At 69.5% G+C, this 17482-nt stretch carries 16 protein-coding genes and 1 pseudogene; 5 read left to right on the top strand and 12 right to left on the bottom strand.

The window, feature by feature from the left end; all coding sequences use genetic code 11:
* From hisG to pgi, 5 genes are all read right to left on the bottom strand, one after another.
* On the bottom strand, positions 1-611 hold a 611-nt coding region (gene hisG, locus ACE3TL_RS12725; RefSeq protein ID WP_374579060.1), incomplete at its 3' end, for an ATP phosphoribosyltransferase.
* The gene (locus tag ACE3TL_RS12720; protein ID WP_374579059.1) at positions 608-1735 is read right to left on the bottom strand and encodes an ATP phosphoribosyltransferase regulatory subunit; all 1128 of its coding nucleotides are present in this window, start codon (positions 1733-1735) and stop codon (positions 608-610) included. The genes ACE3TL_RS12720 and hisG, both read right to left, overlap by 4 nt.
* Positions 1732-3201: a histidine--tRNA ligase gene (gene hisS / locus ACE3TL_RS12715; protein WP_374579058.1), complete on the bottom strand. Its 1470-nt coding sequence runs from the start codon at positions 3199-3201 to the stop codon at positions 1732-1734. Before hisS ends, ACE3TL_RS12720 begins: the two co-directional genes overlap by 4 nt.
* 360 nt (positions 3202-3561) lie before the next feature.
* Positions 3562-4428: an SDR family NAD(P)-dependent oxidoreductase gene (locus ACE3TL_RS12710; RefSeq protein WP_374579057.1), complete on the bottom strand. Its 867-nt coding sequence runs from the start codon at positions 4426-4428 to the stop codon at positions 3562-3564.
* 41 nt (positions 4429-4469) lie between these two features.
* Entirely contained in the window at positions 4470-6086 is a 1617-nt protein-coding gene (gene pgi, locus ACE3TL_RS12705) for a glucose-6-phosphate isomerase (RefSeq protein WP_374579056.1), read from the bottom strand.
* Between the two features lie 96 nt (positions 6087-6182).
* Here pgi and ACE3TL_RS12700 point away from each other — a divergent pair, with 96 nt between their 5' ends.
* Entirely contained in the window at positions 6183-6620 is a 438-nt protein-coding gene (locus tag ACE3TL_RS12700; protein ID WP_374579055.1) for a hypothetical protein, read from the top strand.
* Between the two features lie 9 nt (positions 6621-6629).
* Here ACE3TL_RS12700 and ACE3TL_RS12695 read toward each other — a convergent pair whose 3' ends face one another.
* Both ACE3TL_RS12695 and ACE3TL_RS12690 read right to left on the bottom strand, forming a co-directional pair.
* Entirely contained in the window at positions 6630-8756 is a 2127-nt protein-coding gene (locus ACE3TL_RS12695; protein WP_374579054.1) for a protein-disulfide reductase DsbD family protein, read from the bottom strand.
* A 66-nt stretch (positions 8757-8822) separates the two neighbouring features.
* Positions 8823-9113 (bottom strand): hypothetical protein, encoded by a 291-nt coding sequence (locus tag ACE3TL_RS12690; protein ID WP_374579053.1) that lies wholly within the window; start codon positions 9111-9113, stop codon positions 8823-8825.
* A gap of 107 nt (positions 9114-9220) precedes the next feature.
* On the opposite strand from ACE3TL_RS12690, the gene ACE3TL_RS12685 reads away from it, so the two are divergent.
* Positions 9221-9613, top strand: coding sequence for an acyl dehydratase (locus tag ACE3TL_RS12685; RefSeq protein ID WP_374579052.1), 393 nt, complete (start codon positions 9221-9223; stop codon positions 9611-9613).
* A 217-nt stretch (positions 9614-9830) separates the two neighbouring features.
* Here the strand turns inward: ACE3TL_RS12685 and ACE3TL_RS12680 are convergent, their stop codons facing one another.
* The gene (locus tag ACE3TL_RS12680; protein ID WP_374579051.1) at positions 9831-10625 is read right to left on the bottom strand and encodes a SapC family protein; all 795 of its coding nucleotides are present in this window, start codon (positions 10623-10625) and stop codon (positions 9831-9833) included.
* A 210-nt stretch (positions 10626-10835) separates the two neighbouring features.
* Here ACE3TL_RS12680 and ACE3TL_RS12675 point away from each other — a divergent pair, with 210 nt between their 5' ends.
* From ACE3TL_RS12675 to ACE3TL_RS12665, 3 genes are all read left to right on the top strand, one after another.
* Positions 10836-11714, top strand: a complete 879-nt coding sequence (locus ACE3TL_RS12675; protein ID WP_374579050.1) for a MaoC/PaaZ C-terminal domain-containing protein — start codon at positions 10836-10838, stop codon at positions 11712-11714.
* Positions 11715-11892: 178 nt separating this feature from the next.
* Positions 11893-12693, top strand: a complete 801-nt coding sequence (locus tag ACE3TL_RS12670) for a phosphatase PAP2 family protein (RefSeq protein WP_374579049.1) — start codon at positions 11893-11895, stop codon at positions 12691-12693.
* Between the two features lie 21 nt (positions 12694-12714).
* Positions 12715-13209, top strand: coding sequence for a hypothetical protein (locus tag ACE3TL_RS12665; RefSeq protein ID WP_374579048.1), 495 nt, complete (start codon positions 12715-12717; stop codon positions 13207-13209).
* On the opposite strand, the gene ACE3TL_RS12660 is transcribed toward ACE3TL_RS12665, so the two are convergent.
* From ACE3TL_RS12660 to ACE3TL_RS12645, 4 genes and pseudogenes are all read right to left on the bottom strand, one after another.
* Positions 13206-13733: a GNAT family N-acetyltransferase gene (locus ACE3TL_RS12660; RefSeq protein WP_374579047.1), complete on the bottom strand. Its 528-nt coding sequence runs from the start codon at positions 13731-13733 to the stop codon at positions 13206-13208. The genes ACE3TL_RS12665 and ACE3TL_RS12660 overlap by 4 nt on opposite strands.
* A gap of 114 nt (positions 13734-13847) precedes the next feature.
* Positions 13848-14726, bottom strand: a complete 879-nt coding sequence (gene aguB / locus ACE3TL_RS12655) for an N-carbamoylputrescine amidase (RefSeq protein ID WP_374579046.1) — start codon at positions 14724-14726, stop codon at positions 13848-13850.
* Positions 14726-15715 (bottom strand): agmatine deiminase family protein, encoded by a 990-nt coding sequence (locus ACE3TL_RS12650; protein WP_374579045.1) that lies wholly within the window; start codon positions 15713-15715, stop codon positions 14726-14728. The genes aguB and ACE3TL_RS12650 overlap by 1 nt, the downstream gene beginning before the upstream one ends.
* 228 nt (positions 15716-15943) lie before the next feature.
* Positions 15944-17482: pseudogene (locus ACE3TL_RS12645) on the bottom strand (TonB-dependent receptor); the annotation flags it as partial.

Raw genomic sequence — 17482 nt, 5'->3', positions numbered from 1 at the left:
TGGCTCTTCAGGATCACCCCGTCGGCCAGGATCTTCAGGCTGTTGGCCTCCAGCGTCGCGCCGGTCGTGGTGATGTCCACGACCAGCTCGGCAGAGCCTGCGGCCGGCGCCCCTTCGGTCGCCCCGCCCGACTCGGTGATCCGATAGTCGGCGACGCCATGACGGGCGAAGAAGGCGCGGGTCTGGGTCAGGTACTTGGTCGCCACGCGCATGCGCCGGCCAGAGCGGACGAGCAGGTCGTGGCCCACCTCTTCCAGATCGGCCATGGTCTCGACGTCGATCCAGCTCTTGGGCACGGCGACGACCAGGTCGGCGCGGCCGAAGCCGAGCGCGCGCAGCAGCAGCACGCGCGCGTCGATGTCGCCGCCGCGTTCACGCAGCAGATCCTCGCCGGTGACGCCCAGATGGACCTCGCCCGCATCGAGCGCCTCGGCGATGTCGCCGGCGGAGAGCAGGCGCACCTGCACTCCCGGCGCGCCCTTCAGCTCGGCCATGTAGCCACGCGATCCACCGCTGACGGACAGTTTCAGGCCGCAGTCGCCGAGCCAGGCCTCGACCTGTTCTTTCAGGCGGCCCTTGGACGGAACCGCAAGGATCAGGGGTTCGCTCACGCCTCGCCTCCCGCCCAGGCCCGCCAGGGCCGGATCATGCACCCCACCGCCTGGCTTCCCGCCGCGCCGCCTAGTCGCGCGGGCAGGCTGTCATACCGTCCGCCCACGGCGACGGCGCGGTCTCCCTCCAGCGCCGCCGAGCGGATCTCGAAGGTCAGGCCGTCGTAATAGTCGAAGGCGTGGCCCAGGGCGGCCGAGAACCGCGCCTGTTCGACCGGAACGCCGGCCGCCGCCATCAGGTCGAGCCGGCGCGCCCAGTCCGCCAACGGAGCGTCCAGCCCCGCCCCGCCCAGGTCACGGACCACCGCAAAGGCTTCGGCGGGCGCCGCCTCGATGGCCAGGAACCGCCGGATGCGATCAGCCTGGTCGGCGCTGAGCGCCGGGGCGCGAGCGGCCTCGGCCCGGCGGATCAGGCGCTGAGCGATCTCGGCCGGGCCGCGGCCGCCGACCGGAGCGATGCCGGCCAGGGTCCACATCTCCTCCAGCACGGTCGCGGCCTCGGCTTCGGAAAGCCCGGCCAGCAGGTCGGCCAGCCGGCCGCCCTCGCGCGCGGCCGGCGGCTGGTCGACGCGGGCCAGCTCCCCGGCCAGCAGCCGCGGCCGGGCTGCGGCGCGGCGCACCCGCGCAGCCAGCGGCGCGGCCAGGCCCAATCCGTCCACGAAGGCGGAAAAGAGCGCGACATCGCCCAACCAGAGGCCGAGGTCCCCCCGCGCGCCCGCCGCCGCGGCGCGCCAAGCCAGGGCGGCGATCTCGGCGTCGGCCTCCAGGGTCGACACCGCGCCGTCGTCGAAGCGCTCCAGACCGATCTGGCGGAATTCGTCGGGACGGCCCGGCTCGGGCGAGGCGCGGAACGCCTTGCCCTCGTAGAAATAGCGGCCCGAGGACCGGCCGCTCTCCAGGTGCTGGCGCACTACCGGCACGGTGAAGTCCGGACGCAGGCAGGTCTCCTGTCCGCCCTCGGCCTGCACGACGAACAGCCGCGCGCGCATCGCCTCGCCTACCAGTTCGAGCAGCAGGCCCAGCGGCTGGAGGATGGGCGCATCGACGACCTCGGCCTCCAAGGCCAGGAAAGGCGCGCGGATGGCGGCCAGCGCTTCGGGCGGAACGGCGGGTTCGGCGCTCATTGCCCGGCCTCGATGATCTTGCGCACCGTGGCGACCAGGTCGCCGCGCGCGACCGTCTGCTGACCCGGCCGCTGCTCGCGCCATTCGGCGTTGTCGGCCACGCCCTTGGAAAGCGCGCGCCCCAGGTCCAGGTCCTTGATCGTGACCTGGCCGCCGGCGATCTCGTCGCCGCCCAGCATGATGGCGGCCGGCGACATGCGGCGGTCGGCGTACTTCATCTGCGCCTTCATGCCCGAGCTGCCGAGATAGACCTCGGCCGGGATGCCCGCCGCGCGCAGCTCGCCGACCACGGCGAAGTAGTGCGCCATGTCCTCCTGCGAGAAGGCGATGACCACCACCGGCCCGCGCGCCTCGCCACCCATTTCCCGGCCCGCCGCGCGCAGGGCCGAGGCCAGGCGCGAGACCCCGAAGGAAAAGCCGGTGGCCGGCGTGCGCTCGCCGGTGAAGCGCGCGACGAGATCGTCGTAACGCCCGCCGCCGCCGATGGAGCCGAAGCGGACCGCCTGGCCCTTGTCGTCCTTGGTGGCCAGCAGCAGCTCGGCCTCGAACACCGCGCCGGTGTAGTATTCCAGACCGCGCACGATGGACGGGTCGAACATCGCCCGATCGGCGCCGACGCCCAGGCTGGCCAGGGCCTTGTCGATGGCCGCCAGCTCGGCCAGGCCCTCGTCGCCCTCGGCCGAGCCGCCGATGACGCCCGCGATCCGGTCCAGGGTTTCGCTACGCCCGCCGACCCCGGCGGCGGTGAAGGCCAGCACCGCCTCTGCCCCCGCCGCATTCAGGCCCGCGCCCTTGGTGAAGGCGCCGGACTCGTCCTTGCGCCCCTCGCCCAGCAGCAGGCGCACCCCGTCGGGGCCCAGGCGGTCGAGTTTGTCGACGGCGCGCAGCACCGCCAGCTTCTGGCCCTCGTCGGACACGCCGGCGGCGGCCAGCAGACCGTTCAGGAGCTTGCGGTTGTTGATCTTGATCACCGCAGACCCCGCCGGCAGGCCCGCGGCCTCCAGCCCCTCCACCGTCATGGCGATGATCTCGGCGTCGGCCTCCGGCCGGGCCGAGCCGACCGTGTCGGCGTCGCATTGGGTGAACTCGCGGAAGCGGCCGGGGCCGGGCTTCTCGTTGCGCCAGACGCTGCCGAAGGCGTAGCGGCGGAACGGCTTGGGCAGGGTCTCCCAGTTCTGGGCCACGAACCGCGCTAAGGGCGCGGTCAGGTCGTAGCGCAGGGCCATCCACTGCTCGTCGTCGTCCTGCAGGGCGAAGACCCCCTCGTTGGGGCGGTCGGCGTCGGGAAGGAACTTGCCCAGGGCGTCGGCGTACTCGAACGCCCCGGTGTCCAGGGCCTCGAAGCCGTAGCGTTCGTAGACGGCGGAGACCCGGGTCAGGATCTGGCGTTCGGCAGCCAGGTCGCGGGCGCGGCGGTCGTTGAAGCCGCGCGGGGCGCGGGCCTCGGGGCGGGGAGCGTCGGTCATGGCGCTCGCCTAAAGGCTGGCGGCGCGCGCGGCAAGGCGCGGCGGCGATCGAAGGGGGGCGGAGATGTCCATTCGTCGAAATCCTTGAAGGCTTTTCAGGACGGATGGAGCCGGTGTCGCAAGCCCCATCCGCAGGTGCGGGAGGCTCGGGCTGGGGTCGCTCTAGGCCATGCGATCCCGGCCGATCCCGCAATGCGAGGTCGGATGGTGATGGCCGTGATGGTGCGAACGACGCGTCATGACAGGGCGCTCATAGCCGCAAAGCCTGAAGAAGGCGAGTCCGGCAATTCCTCCCCCTTCGGCAGAGGGGGTGTTGCAGACTCACCCCCTCACCTCGCCAGTCTGCCCCCGGCGCAAGGCTCAGACCGGCCGGGCCGAGAGGTCGGGAGTGACGTAGTCCAGGTCTTCGAGAATCGGACTGGCCGCCGCGGCGGCAAAGCCGGCCATGATCTGACCGAAGCGGTTTTCGACCAGGCCGCGCATGTCCGGATGGGTGAAGATGTAGCGCTCGTCGTTCTGGACGGCCTCCAGCACGCGGCGGCCGACCCGCTCGGGATCGATGCCGCCCGCGACCAGGGGCGAGCCGGGAGTTTCGGCAGGCGAGGCCGGGCCGCCGTACTTCGCCTGGCGGGTGCGGCCCGACTGGTCGATGCGGGTCTTCACGAAGCCGGGGCAGAGCACGGCGACATTGATGTTCTCCGGCGCAAGCTGGCCGGCCCAACCCTCGGACATGCCGACCACGGCGTACTTCGTGGCGGTGTAGGGCTCCATACTGGGCACCGAGATCATTCCGGCCATGGAGGCGGTGTTGACGAAGCAGCCGCCCTCGCCGTGCGCGCGCACGTGCGGCAGGAACGCCTCCATGCCGTAGACCACGCCCATCAGGTTGACCGCGACGATCCAGTCCCAGTCGGCGGGCTTCACCTCGCCGATCGGACCGCCCGCCCCGACGCCGGCGTTGTTGCAGACCACGTGCACCTTGCCGAAGGCCGCCACCGTCGCCTCGGCGGCGGCGGAAACGGCGGCGCGGTCGGCGACGTCGCACAGCACGCTGGCCACGCGGACCTGGCGCGCCTCCAGGTCGGCGACGGCCGCCTGCAGCGGGGCCTCCTCGATGTCGGCCAACATGACGTTCATGCCCGCCCCGCCGAAGGCGTGGGCCATGGCCAGGCCAAGGCCGCTGGCCCCGCCGGTGATGAAGGCGGTCTTTCCGGTCAGGTCGCGCATGCGGGCCTCCTCCTTGTCTCGTTTCCTACTTGTGTCGCTTCTTATCGTTTCAGCCGGGCGACCAGGGCCGCGGTCGAGGGATCGTGCGCGCCGGGCGCCGCCCCTTCCAGTTCCTTGAGGATACGCGAGGCCAGGGTCTTGCCCAGCTCCACGCCCCACTGGTCGAAGCTGTTGATCTCCCACAGCACCCCTTCGACGAAGGTCTTGTGCTCGTAGAGCGCGATCAGCGCGCCCAGCGCCTGCGGCGTCAGCTTCTCCAGCAGCAGGAAGCTCGACGGGCGGTTTCCGTGGAACGTCTTCTGCGGCGCCAGCACATCGATGGCCGCGACGTCCAGGCCCTGGGCCGCCAGTTCCTCGCGCACGATGCGTTCCGGCTTGCCGACCATCAGCGCTTCGGCCTGGGCGACGGCGTTGGCCAGCAGCTTGGTCTGGTTGGCGGCCTCGCCTTCGGAGGCCTCGGCCACGGCGATGATGTCCAGGGGGATGATGTCGGTCCCCTGGTGCATGAGCTGGAAGAAGGCGTGCTGGACGTTGGTTCCGGCGTCGCCGAACACCGCCGCGGCGGTGGCGCGGGCGACCGGGCGGCCATGGATGTCGGCCTGCTTGCCGTTCGATTCCATCTCCTGCTGCTGCAGGAAGTTCGGCAGCAGGCGCAGGCGCTGGGCGTAGGGCACGACAGCGCGGATCGGCCGCCCGAGGCCGTTGCGGTTGAAGATGTGAGCCAGGGCCAGCATCACCGGCGCATTGGCCGCCAGGGGGGCGGTGCGGAAATGGCCGTCCATCTGCGCCGCCCCGGCCAGGAACGCCTCGAAGACCTCGGCGCCCAGGGCGATGACGCAGGAGAGCCCGACCGCCGACCACACCGAATAGCGGCCGCCGACCCAGTCGCGGAAGCCGAAGATCTGATCGGCCGGCACGCCGAAGGCCTGGGCCACGTCCGGGGCGGCCGAAACCGCCAGCAGATGCGCATCGCCCGCTTGGCCCAGGGCCCCGCGCAGCCAGGCGCGGGCGACTTCTGCGTTGGCGATGGTTTCCTGGGTGGTGAAGGTCTTGGAGACCACCACGACCAGGGTCGTCGCCGGATCGAGGCCGGCGAGGGTCAGGGCGATGTCGGCGGGATCGACATTGGCGGCGAAGCGCAGGTCGATCTGCGGGTCCAGGGGACGCAGCGCTTCCCACACCAGGCGCGGGCCGAAATCGGAGCCGCCGATGCCGATATGGACGATGGCCGTGAAGGGCCGGCCGTCCGCGCCGCGCTTCTCGCCCGAGCGCACGGCGGCGGCCAGGGCGGCCATGGCCGCGCGTGTGGCGTCGACCTCGGCCGAGACCGGCTCGCCCGCCGCCCGGAAATCCGAGCCCTTCGGCGCGCGAAGGGCCATGTGCAGGGCCGCGCGGCCTTCCGAAGGATTGACCGTCTCGCCGGTGAACTGGCGATCGCGCGCGGCCTCCAAGCCGCCGGCCCGGACAAGGTCGACCGCGGCGGCGAAGTCAGCCAGCGACCAGGGCTGCTTGGAAAGGTCCAGCCGGACCTGCGGCGCCTCGACGACCAGGCGGTCCAGGCGCTCCGGCTCGGTCTGGAAGAGGTCTTCGATGCGGCGCTCGCGGGCGGCCTGGGCGGCGGTTTCAAGCTGGGTCCAGGCGGCGGCGAGATCGGTCATCGGAAGCCTTCTTGAACGGTAGCCGGGCGTTTACGGTATCGCCGTTAGCAAAAAGGCGCCCGACCTGTCTTGGGCGATTCGAAGAAAGCTCGCCCCATGTCCTGCAGCGCCGCCGCCATGATCTCCGCCCTCTGGCTCGCCGCCGCCCCGGCCGGCGCGGCCCCCGCCGCAAGCCCGCCGGCCGTGGTCTCCGCCGAGCCTCTGTTCGCCGACATCGTGCGCCGCGCCGGCGCCCTGAAGGCCGAGGTCGAGGCCTTCAAGGGGACTGCGGACCCGATCCCGGCCGCCTTCAAGGCCAAGGTCGGCGAGCTGGCCGATCTGGACATGCAGGGCCATCGCAGCCTGGCCGAACGCGGGCTGGACGGCGACCTGAAGTGCATCCTTCGCGGCATCGCCGAGGACCTGCCGCTGAAGCTCAAGGCGCTGGACGAGGCCAAGACCCCGCAGGACCGCGACAGCGCCGTGGCCGACATGGGCTATCTGCTGAACGACAATGTCGAGGTTATCACCGCCCCGCCGCAGGCGCCGGTCTGACGGCCGGCCTCAGCGGGCCCGGGCGTCGTTCAGCGCCCGGACGATCAGCCCCTCGGTGAGAATCTGCGGCAGGACGACCGCCTCCCCGCCCTTCGCGCCATAGACGAGATAGAGCGGCACGCCCGCGCGGCCGTGGCGAGCGAGCTCGGCCTCGATCACCGCGTCCTTCCGCGTCCAGTCGCCTTTCAGATAGACCGCGCTGGTCTGGCTGAAGGCGTCGGCGACGCCCTGGCGGCTGAGGGCGACCTTCTCGTTCACCTGGCAGGTGACGCACCAGGCGGCGGTGAAATTCACGAAGACCGGCTTGCCGGCCGCCTGGGCGGCAACGACCTTTTCCGGGCTCCAGGCCTCGTAGGGAATGGCCGCCTCGGCTTCGCCCGTCGAAGCGGCCTCCGCAGCCGGCTCGGCGTAGTTCGGCCAGACGGCGGCGGCCGCAGCGAGCAGCGCCAGCAGGGCGCCTGCGAGCATGGCCGGTGCAGCGCCGCGTCCCGTCGCCCGCCGCCGCTGCCCCATCCCGATCAGCCAGGCGGCCAGGCCCACGGCCACCGCCGCGGCCAGGATGCGCGCCAGGGCGATGTTCCCGGCCTGCACCACCAGCACCCAGGCGAGCCAGGCGGCGGTTCCGTACATCGGGAAGGCCAGCGCTTTTCTGAAGACGTCCATCCAGGGACCGGGCCGGGGCAGGCGCGTCAGCAGGCCCGGCACGAACGGGGCCAGGGCGAAAGGCGCGGCGAAGCCGAGGCCGAGCGCCAGGAACACCGTCAGTGCGGCCGGCGCGCTCTGGGTCAGGGCCCAGCCCAGGGCCGGCGCCATGAAGGGCGCGGTGCAGGGCGCGGCGACCACCACCGCCAAGGCCCCGGTGAAGAAAGCTCCGGCCATGCCGTTGCGGCTCGCCAGGCCAGCGCCCGTCCCCTGCAGCGAGGCGCCGACCTCGAACACGCCCGAGAGGTTGAGCGCGACGGCCAGCATCAGCAGCGCCAGCCCCGCCACCACCGGCGGCGACTGCAACTGGAAGCCCCAGCCCACCGCCGCCCCGCCGGCCCGCACCGCGATCAGGATGACGGCGAGAGCCAGGAACGTCGCCAGCACCCCGGCCAGGAAGGCCAGGCCCTGGCCTTGCGCGGCCTTCCGCTCATGCGCATGGCCGGCGAAGGCGGCGGCCTTCATGGCCAGGATCGGGAAGACGCAGGGCATCAGGTTGAGGATCACCCCGCCCAGGAACGCGAACAGGGCGGCCGGAACCAGGCCCAACCCAGCCCCTGAAGACGCGGCCTTCGGCGGCGGCCCCAGGCCCGAAGCGGCGGCCGGAAGCGCACCCTCGGCGGCGCTGACCTCGAAGGCCTTGCCGCCGAGCGCCAGCACCCCGGCCAGGGCCTTGGGCGGCTGCGGCTGCTGGAAGGCGTAGCCGGGCGTCAGGGCCAGGGTCAGGCCCTCCGGCCCGCGCTCGATCGGCTGAGGCTTGGCATGGTCGATGACCGTGCTCTCGAAGGGGAAGAAATAGGCGTCCGCCAGGTCCAGGCCCTTCAGCGCCGGTCCGGTGATCGCCAGGGCCACCACCGGCCCCTGCCGCGCGAAGACGCCCGTCAGGCCCGCGGGGGCCGGGGCGGCGGCCAGGGCCTCGGCGACCTTGCGGCCCCATTGCGGATCGGGCTCGGCCAGGCCCTCCTTGACCGGCAGGGAGAAGGTCAGGGTCGCCTGCTCTGGAACGCAGATCTCCTCGCAGACCAGGAAGGTGGCGGCGGCCGTCAGGGTGACGATCTGGCCGGGCCGCGCGTCGGCCGGCGCGGTGACCGGCACGGGCAGCAGCACCTCGCCCTGATAGCCGTAGTTCATCAGCGGCCCGGTCGGCTGGCGATGTGGCGCGGGCCAGACGATGTCGCCGGCCCGCCAGCCGGCCGGCAGGGTCCACTGGATGCGGGTGGCTTCGCCGCTGTCGCCGGAATTGCGCCAGTAGGTGTGCCAACCCTTGTCGATCTTCTGGCGCAGGGCGACATAGGTGGTCGCGCCTGGCGCCACCGACAGGTCGCGGCCGACCAGCTCGGTCTCCAAGTGACCGGTGTCCACGGGAGCGGCGACCGCGGGCGCCGCGCCGGCCAGGGCCAGGGCGGCGAGCAGGATCGCAAGAAGGCGCTTCATCCGGTCATCCCGTCAGGTTCGTCGCCTATATGGCCCGGCGGGCCGCCGGCGCAAAGCCGCGCGGCCTCACTCGGCCAGGGCCAGCCATCGGCGCGGCCATTTCCAGCCGAGCGCGCGCACCTCGCCCGGCTTCAGGGCCAGGGACTTCACGGTTCTTGGATTGAGCGCGCCGATGACATGCACCGGCTCCAGGCCCTGGACCGGGCTGGAGGCCACCTGGCCGATCAGCATGGCCCGGTCGATGGCCGTCCACTCGGCCTTGGCCCGGTCTTCATGACCGACCGCGAAGAAATGGCGGATGGGAACGGGCTCCCCCGCCGCCTCGACCATGACGCCAATCAACCATCCGCTCGACATCAGCGCCACATAGGGCGCCGAGGCCCAAACTCAAATGCCCGCTCGACTTGTCGCAATCACGGGTGAAGATCGTCGAATCAGCGTTTCCGAACTTGGAGTGCGTCCCTGTGCCAGCGTCCTTTGACGACATCGAAATCGGGCAAGTCGTGTCGCTCGGCGACCTCGCCGTCGATCCGGCCGCGCTGGAAGCGTTCATCGCCGCCTTCGCACCCGGCTGGCCGACCGAGCGCGGCGCGCCGGACGCCATGGTCTATGCGCTCTGGTGCCGGCTCGATGCGGCCTCGGTGCTGGAGTGGCCTCAGACCAAACGCCTGGGCGTCGACGCCCTGCGCTGGGTGCGCAATCCGCCCGCCGGCGAGGTGCTGCGCGGCCGCATGACGGTGATGGGCAAGGACCCGGTCGGCGAAGGCAAGGGCATCGTCATCGCCCAGCACGACCTGCTCGACGAAGAGGGCCGTCTGGTCTTCTCCTGCCTGACCCGCAGCGTCTTCGCGCGGTGAGTCCGACCTGACAACGAGACGGCTGTCGCATACGGGTGTCATCCCGGTTTCGGCGCAGCCGAAGACCGGGACCTATGAACGCCTGATCTCGAAACAGGACCCAGCCCAGGCGCACCTCGACCATCCGGTGTCCATGGATCCCGGACAAGCGCGACGCGCTTTCCGGGACGACACGGGCAGATGCGAGAAGGGGAGGAATTCACCCTCCCCCTCATACTCAGGCGTTGGCGGCGACCGGCGGTTGCGGGCGGGTCATGGCCAGGGCGATCAGGCGATCCCAGCCGCCCAGCGAGACCAGGTGAGCGTAGATCTGGGCCAGGGCGCCGTTGTCGCGCAGCTCGACCAGCTTGTCGGTCGGCAGGGCGGCCAGCTTGGCTTCCGAGACGCCGAAATATTCGGCGATGGTCTGCGGCTCGCCGGCCGATCCGTCCGGGTTGGTCGGGGTGAAGGTCGCCGTCTTGGTCTCGAACAGGTCGAGGTCCTTCAGCAGTTGCACGAAGTTCTGCGTGCGCTGGCGCTCGACTTCGTAGTCGTTGCAGAAGTTGATGCAGTTCTGGGTGTACTCGGTCGGCTTGCCCTCGGCGTCGAAGAACGGCATCTCGCCGCCTTCCACGATGAACTCGGCGGCGCGGTCGATGCAGAGGATCATCTGGCCGGCGCTGCTGTCATTGGCGAACACGAACGGATAGCGGCGGATATAGGCCGGCACGTAGACGCCCGGCTCGAACAGGCCTTCCTCGGTCAGAAACATGTTCTGGCCCGGGTTCAGGCCCATGACCGCCAGCGGGATCTTCTCGTCGCCGACGAAGATGATCGGGCCGCAGAGGGCCGAAACGCCGAATTCGGTGACGGTCAGCGGAACCGCGTGGCCTTCCTTGGCGAACTTGAACGGCCCGGGCACGCTCTTGACGCCCAGGGTCTTGTGCAGGTCGACCGAAAGCGGCTCCGGCTTCGAGTAGAACAGCACGGTGCCGGTGATCTGGCCCGAGCCGATTTGGGTTTGGGTCGCCATGAAATACCTTCGATGATCCTGGGCGATTGATGTGTCTGCGCGAGCGGACGGTTCTTTAAGGCGGCGCGCCGTCTCGGCGAGGTTCGCGCTTCTACCCGATCGCAGAGATACCGGCAAACATGACGCCGCATGGCTTGCCTAGCGGCAGGCGAGCCGCTTCAATTCATCCCATTCGATAAGGCCCCAGAGCCACCCTTCGGAGGAATTGTTTTGCCCATCTATTATCCCGACATTCTCAATCAGAAGACTGCGCCGCGCACCTTCACCTACGGCGACAAGGACGTGATGCTCTACGCCCTCGGCGTTGGCATGGGTCGCGACCCCATGAACGAGACGGAGCTCCCCTTCGTCTATGAAAAGGCGCTCAAGGTCATCCCGACCGCCGCCACCGTGCTGGCCTCCGGCGCCAAGGCCGCCGGCCCTGCGCCCGAAGTGCCGGCCGGCCACCGCCAGAGCCAGATCAATTTCCTGATGGTGGTGCACGGCGAACAGAAGGTCGAACTGCACAAGCCGCTGCCGACCTACGGAACCTTCACCGCCGAGGGCCGCACCATCGGCGCCTATGACAAGGGCGAGGGCAAGGGCGCGGTGATCGTCAACGAGACGATCTGGAAGGACGAAAAGGGCGAGAAGGTCGCCACCCTCACCGGCTCCACCTTCGCCCGCGGCGACGGCGGCTTCGGCGGCCCGTCCGAAGGCGCGCCGGAACCGCACGCGGTCCCGACCCGCAGCCCCGACCTCTCGGTCGATTTCGCCACCCTGCCCGACCAGGCCCTGCTCTACCGCCTGAACGGCGACCGAAACCCGCTGCACTCGGACCCGGACGTCGCCCGCAAGGCCGGCTTCCAGCGGCCGATCCTGCACGGCCTGTGCACCTATGGCATCACCTGCCGCGCGGTGCTGCAGGAGATCGTCGGCTTCGATCCCGACCAGATCTACTCGCACCAGGCCCGCTTCTCCGCGCCCGTGATCCCCGGCGACACCATCACCGTGGACCTCTGGAAGGACGGCAAGAACATCTCGTTCGAAGCCCGGGTGAAGGCCCGCAACGCCACGGTCATCAAGAACGGCCTGACCGTCCTGCGGTAGGCGGCCAGATCCTCCACCCCTGGGGGAGGTGGATCGCGGCGTCAGCCGCGAGACGGAGGGGGGCTTGCTGAAGGAGTCACAAGTCCCCCTCACCCGGCCGTCCGGCCGGGAGCTCCCCCAAAGTGGGGAGCAATTGGCTATGGTTCCCCCGCCTTCGATCCTGCTCTAGACAGCCCGCATGATCCGTCATCTGACCACGTTCGCCGGCCTCGCCCTGGCCGCCGGCCTCGCCGCCTGTGCTGCGACCACCGCCTCCTCGCCGCAGCTCGTCGACGAGAGCCTCGATGCGCCGCTGGTCAATCCGATCCCGACCAGCCTCACCGGCTATCTGGCCCAAGGCGTCATCGACGGCGCGGCCCTGCTCGGCCCGCCGCCGGCGCCCGACAGCCTGACCGGCCAGGCCGACCGCGCCCGCTATCTGGAGACCCGAGCCCTGAAGGACACCCCGCGGTGGAGGCAGGCGATCGTCGACAACGACCTGTGGGGCGGCGGGGCGCTGAGGCAGTATTCCTGCAAGCTCGGCGTCTCCATCGACGAGAAGCAGACCCCGACCGCCCTGCGCGTGCTGCACCGGGTCGAACTGGACGTGCGCACCGTCGGAAAGCCGGCCAAGGACCACTACGACCGCGCCCGCCCGATGATCGGCGACGACCAGCCGATCTGCGTGCCGCGCGAGGACTGGATGAAGACCAACGCCTCCTATCCGTCGGGCCACTCCATGACCGGCTGGACCTGGTCTCTGATCCTGGCCGAGCTGGTCCCAACCAAGGCCGACGACATGCTGGCGATCGGCAAGCAGATCGGCGAAAGCCGGATCATCTGCGGCGTGCACTACGCCAGCGACATCGAGGCTGGCCGCACCCTGGCCGGCGCCATGGTCGCCCGCCTGCACGCCGACCCGCAATTCCAGGCCGACATGAAAAAAGCCCGAGCCGAAATCGCCCGCGCCAAGACCGCGCCGCGGAACTGCGCGACCTAGAATTCTCAGGAACGGAGAGTCTTGCCGCGCGTGAACAAAATGCGTACGGACAAGCGTATGGCTTCAGATCGGCTCCTCATCGAAATTCAGAAATGGGACTGGAGCCTGCACGTTGGGTTGAGCCCGGCGTCGGCGCCAATCGAGCAACGCTTCCAAGGGGGGCTTCTCTATACGCGAGGACTCGATATCGAAGGCCAAGTCGTCGCCCCTAAAACCCACCGGACCAAATCAATTCGAATTTGGATTTCGCCTTTGGGGCCGGATATTGTTTTTGGTCTCGATGAGCTCCAGGACGTCGGCCGCCTTTACTATGAGGCTGATCATCTCGAGGGGACGGACCTGGAAGCAAAGCTGTTCTTGCCCCAAGACGCTCTCGAGAACACCATCACCTGCCTGAGTTCGATTTGGCGCTATGTCCACATCTGGGTGGGAGGAGACGATACCGCCCCATCTCCCATCACAGATTTTTCCTTCTCGCGCGAGATTCCCAAGAACCTCATGCCCGTAGCGGTCTAGGGATAAGCCACGTAGACGACGGTCTTCGGGTCCTCGCCCTCCGGCGTGTTCGGGAAATCGAAGTCCCGCTGCGGCTCGCGTGACAGGCCCAGCCTCTGCATGACCGCCAGCGAGCGCAGATTGGCCTTGGTGGTGTAGGCCAGCACCTCTGGCAGGCCCACGCGCGAGAACGCGTCGTCCAGCGCCGCGCGGGCGGCCTCGGTGGCGAAACCCTCGCCCCAGGCGGCGCGGATCAGCCGCCAGCCGATCTCCGGCTGGCCGGCGATGGGCGTCACGCTCTCATGGCACGGCATGACGCCGCACCAGCCGAGAAAGGCGCCGTCCGTCTTCCGCTCGATCAGGAAGCGGCCATAGCCGACCTGCTCGAAAGTCGCCTCGACCCGATCGATGCGCTGGTCCGCCTGCTCGCGCGTCATCACGCCGCCGAGCCACTGCATGACCTCCGGATCGGCGCAGATCGCCGCGAAGGCCGCACGGTCGCTGTCACGCCAGCGGCGCAGGATCAGACGGGGCGTTTCGATCATGCCGCTAGAGCATTTTCCGCTGAAGTGGATGCCGGTTCGGCGCAGAAAATGCTCTAAACTTAAAGGGTCTTGAGCGCGATCCGATTCTATCGAAGCGGATCGTGCTCGGGAGGATCAGGCCGGGCGCGGGCCCGTCAACGCTCCGTAGAGATCGGTGCGCCGGTCGCGGAAGAAGCCCCAGGCGGCGCGGTGGGTCTGCAGGAAGTCGAGATCGAAGGTCGCGCCGATCACGCCCTCGTCATCACGGCCGAGTTCTGCGACGAGGTCGCCGCGATGGTCGGCGATGAAGGAGGAGCCGTAGAAGCCCTGGCCGCCGTTCGGATAGCCGTCCCAAGGCTCGAAGCCGATGCGGTTGGCGCCGACCACCGGGATCACGTTCGAGACCGCGTGGCCCTGCATCGCCCGCCGCCAGGGTGCGGCGGTGTCCAGGCTGGCGTCGTGCGGCTCCGAGCCGATGGCTGTGGGATAGAACAATACCTCGGCGCCCATCAGCGCCATGGCCCGCGCGCACTCCGGATACCACTGGTCCCAGCATATGCCGACGCCCAGGCGGCCAAACTTCGAATCCCAGACCCGAAAGCCGGTGTCGCCGGGCCGAAAGTAGTATTTCTCCTGATAGCCGGGGCCGTCGGGGATATGGCTCTTGCGATAGACGCCCATGGGCGAGCCGTCGGCGTCAACCATCACCAGGCTGTTGAAATAGTGCGGCCCTTCCCGCTCGAAGATCGAGATCGGCAGGACGACGCCCAACTCTGCCGCCAGCGGCGCCAGCGCCGTCACGCACGGATGCTCGCGCCAGGGATGGGCCTGGTCGAACCAGTGCTCCTCCTGGGTGACGCAGAAATACGGCCCCTGGAACAGCTCCGAGGGCAGGATCACCTGGGCGCCCTGGCTGGCGGCCTGGCGGATGAAGTCGGCGGTCTTCTTGATGTTCGCGTCCAGATCCATGCCGTAGCTGGTCTGGATGGCGGCGACGCTGATCGTGCGGGCCATCAGGCGGGCTCCTGCTGGGTGATGCAGTGGAACGAACCGCCACCGGTCAGGATGGCGTTGGACGGCAGGGAGATCACCTTGCGGTCCGGGAAGACGCTCTGCAGCGCCTGGGCGGCCAGGTCCGCGGCCTGACCCTCCTTGTAGGTCGGCATGACCACCGCGCCGTTGGCGATGATGAAGTTCATGTGGCTGGCCGGGACGGGGCCGCCCTCGGCGCCCTCGATCCAGCCCGGCGAGGGCACGCGCACGACCTTCAGCCCGGCCTCACCCAGGCGGCGGGCCGCATCGTCATAGGCCCCGGCGTTGACGTCCCCGCGGCCATAGGCGACCGGGCAGACCGCGACGCCCGGCGCGACGAAGCGGGCCAGGTTGTCGACGTGGCCGTCGGTGTGGTCGTTGGCCAGGCCCTCGCCCAGCCAGATGGTCCGGGTGGCGCCGAAGGCGCGGGCGAAGGCCGCCTCGGCGTCGGCCTGGGTCCAGCCCGCATTGCGGTTGGGGTTCAGCACGCACTGGCCGGTGGTCAGCACGGTCCCGGCGCCGTCGTGGTCCACGGCCCCGCCCTCCAGGATGAAGTCGTTGGCGTTCAGCGCCACGCCCGAAGCTTCGGCGATCTGGCCGGCCACCTCGTTGTCGTGAGCATAGACGTACTTGCCGCCCCAGCCGTTGAACCTGAAGCCCTGGGCCAGGTCCGCGCCGTCCTGCTTGACGAAGATCGGGCCGGTGTCGCGCAGCCAGATGTCGCCGAACCGGCCGGGCACGATCTCGACGCCCGCCACCTCGCCCAGCAGGGCGCGCGCATCGGCCTCGCCGGCGTCGCCGCCCGTCATCAGGCGCACGCGCTCGCCGCCTGGGCCGGCCAGGGCGCGGGCCAGGGCCGCCACCTCCTGCTGGGCTTGGCGCAGGTCGTCCTGCCACAGCTCCTCATGGCTCGGGAAACCCAGCCACATGGCGCGGTGCGGAGCCCATTCGGCGGGAACGAGAACGGTCATGGCATCCCCTGGATGCGCGATCCGTTTCGATAGACTCGGATCGCGCTCAAGACTCTTGAATTGAGAGCATTTTCTGCGCCGAAGCGGCAGCCGCTTCGGCGGAAAATGCTCTGACATGTCGAACGCGCGCAGATGGGCGGATGCAGGCCCGCCGTCAAGCGCTGCAAGGAAAAAGGGCGGCCCGTCGCCAGGCCGCCCTCTCTCCGATCCAGCTCTGAACCGCGCGGCTTAGAACTTGTACTTCGCGCCGATCTTGATCTGCCACAGCGAGTTTTCGCTGCGCAGGAACGGCTTCACCGGCTGCTGGAAGGCGCCGCCGGCGCCCGTGCCCGAATAGGTGTAGGTCGCGCCCGGCGCCGCGCAGGCGGCCCCGCCGCCCGCCCCGCACTGGACGTTCACCACCGGCACGCCGCGGTAGAAGTCGTACTGCTCGACCACGCCCCACTCGTCGTTCAGCAGGTTCCCCAGGTTCTCGATGTCCATATAGAGCTCGAGCTTGGCCCCGTTCGGGAAGAAGGCGGGCAGTTCCTGGCTGATGCGGATATCGACCGTGGTGACGTCCGGGTTGTTGAAGGCGTTGCGCGGCACGATCTTCCCGGCGTAGCCGATCAGGCCCGACTGCTGGAGGAAGGCGTTGAACGCCGCCACGTCGAAGCCCGCCGCATAGGTGACGCGCGGATCGCTGGTGGCGGTGACCGCGCCGCCGGCCGCGGCCGGGACGTAGAGCAGCGCGTTCGACGTCGCCTGGCGGCCCGAATAGCTCGAGACTGGATGGCCGAAGTCGTTGTCGTAGTTGCCGCTGCGGCTGCCCGCGAAGGTATAGCTGAACGGCAGGCCCGTACGATGCTGGGCGAACAGGCGGAACGAGGTCTCGTTGTCGCCGAAGAACTTCCGCGAATAGGAGACGTCGAACGCGAAGCGGTCGCGGATCTCGTAGTCCGAGGTCGCCGCGGCCGGGCGCTGGGCGTCGGAGGTGGCGAAGCGGGTGTAGCTCGAGAACGCGATGGAGCTGGCCATCGGGTTGGCGTCCTCGGCCTCGGTGTGGGTGTAGACGAACCTGCCGCCCAGGCCTTCGAGAACGCCTTCGTTCCAGTTCTTGGCGATCGTCAGGGCGTAGGACTCCGACCCGCCCTTATCGATGTTGCCGAGCATGAAGTCGTAGTCGTTACCGGCGGTCTGGCCGATGGTGTTGCGGCCGTAGACCGGGCGGCCGTCCGGCGCGACGCCGATCTGCTTGGAGCGCAGGTCGTACCAGTAGAGCGCGTTCTGGTTCGACATGCGGATGTAGTCGGCCTGGACCAGCCAGCCGTCGCCGAACCGGCCGAGGTCGAACTCGTAGCCAACCGAGATGTTGCCCTTCCAGGTCACCGGGATCTGGAACGACGGGCTGACGATGTTCACGTTGCCGTTGCCGGGCGTGAAGGTGCAGCCGGCCGGCGCCTTGGTCAGGTCGACATTGGTGAACGTGCCGGTGCAGACCGCGTTGGTTTGATTCACGCCGTTGTTGGAGAAGGCGTTGGACACCCAGACGTTCAGGCCGGTGGACGAGAAGCCGCCGAAGCCGCCGGAGATCTTCAGGCGGTCCATCGGACGCCAGTTGAACGATACCCGCGGCAGCAGGACGTGCTTGCCGTCAAGGTTGTGCTGGTTGGTGATTCCGTTGCGCGACAGGAACGCCGTGTTGGCGGTCGGCAGGTCGTCCATCGAATAGGTGTCGAAGCGCACGCCGGCCAGGACGTCGAGGTTCGGCAGGATCTGGATCCGGTC

The sequence above is a fragment of the Phenylobacterium sp. genome (assembly GCF_041920015.1).
Classification (GTDB): domain Bacteria; phylum Pseudomonadota; class Alphaproteobacteria; order Caulobacterales; family Caulobacteraceae; genus Phenylobacterium.
This window is presented reverse-complemented; position numbering and strand designations above follow the sequence as displayed.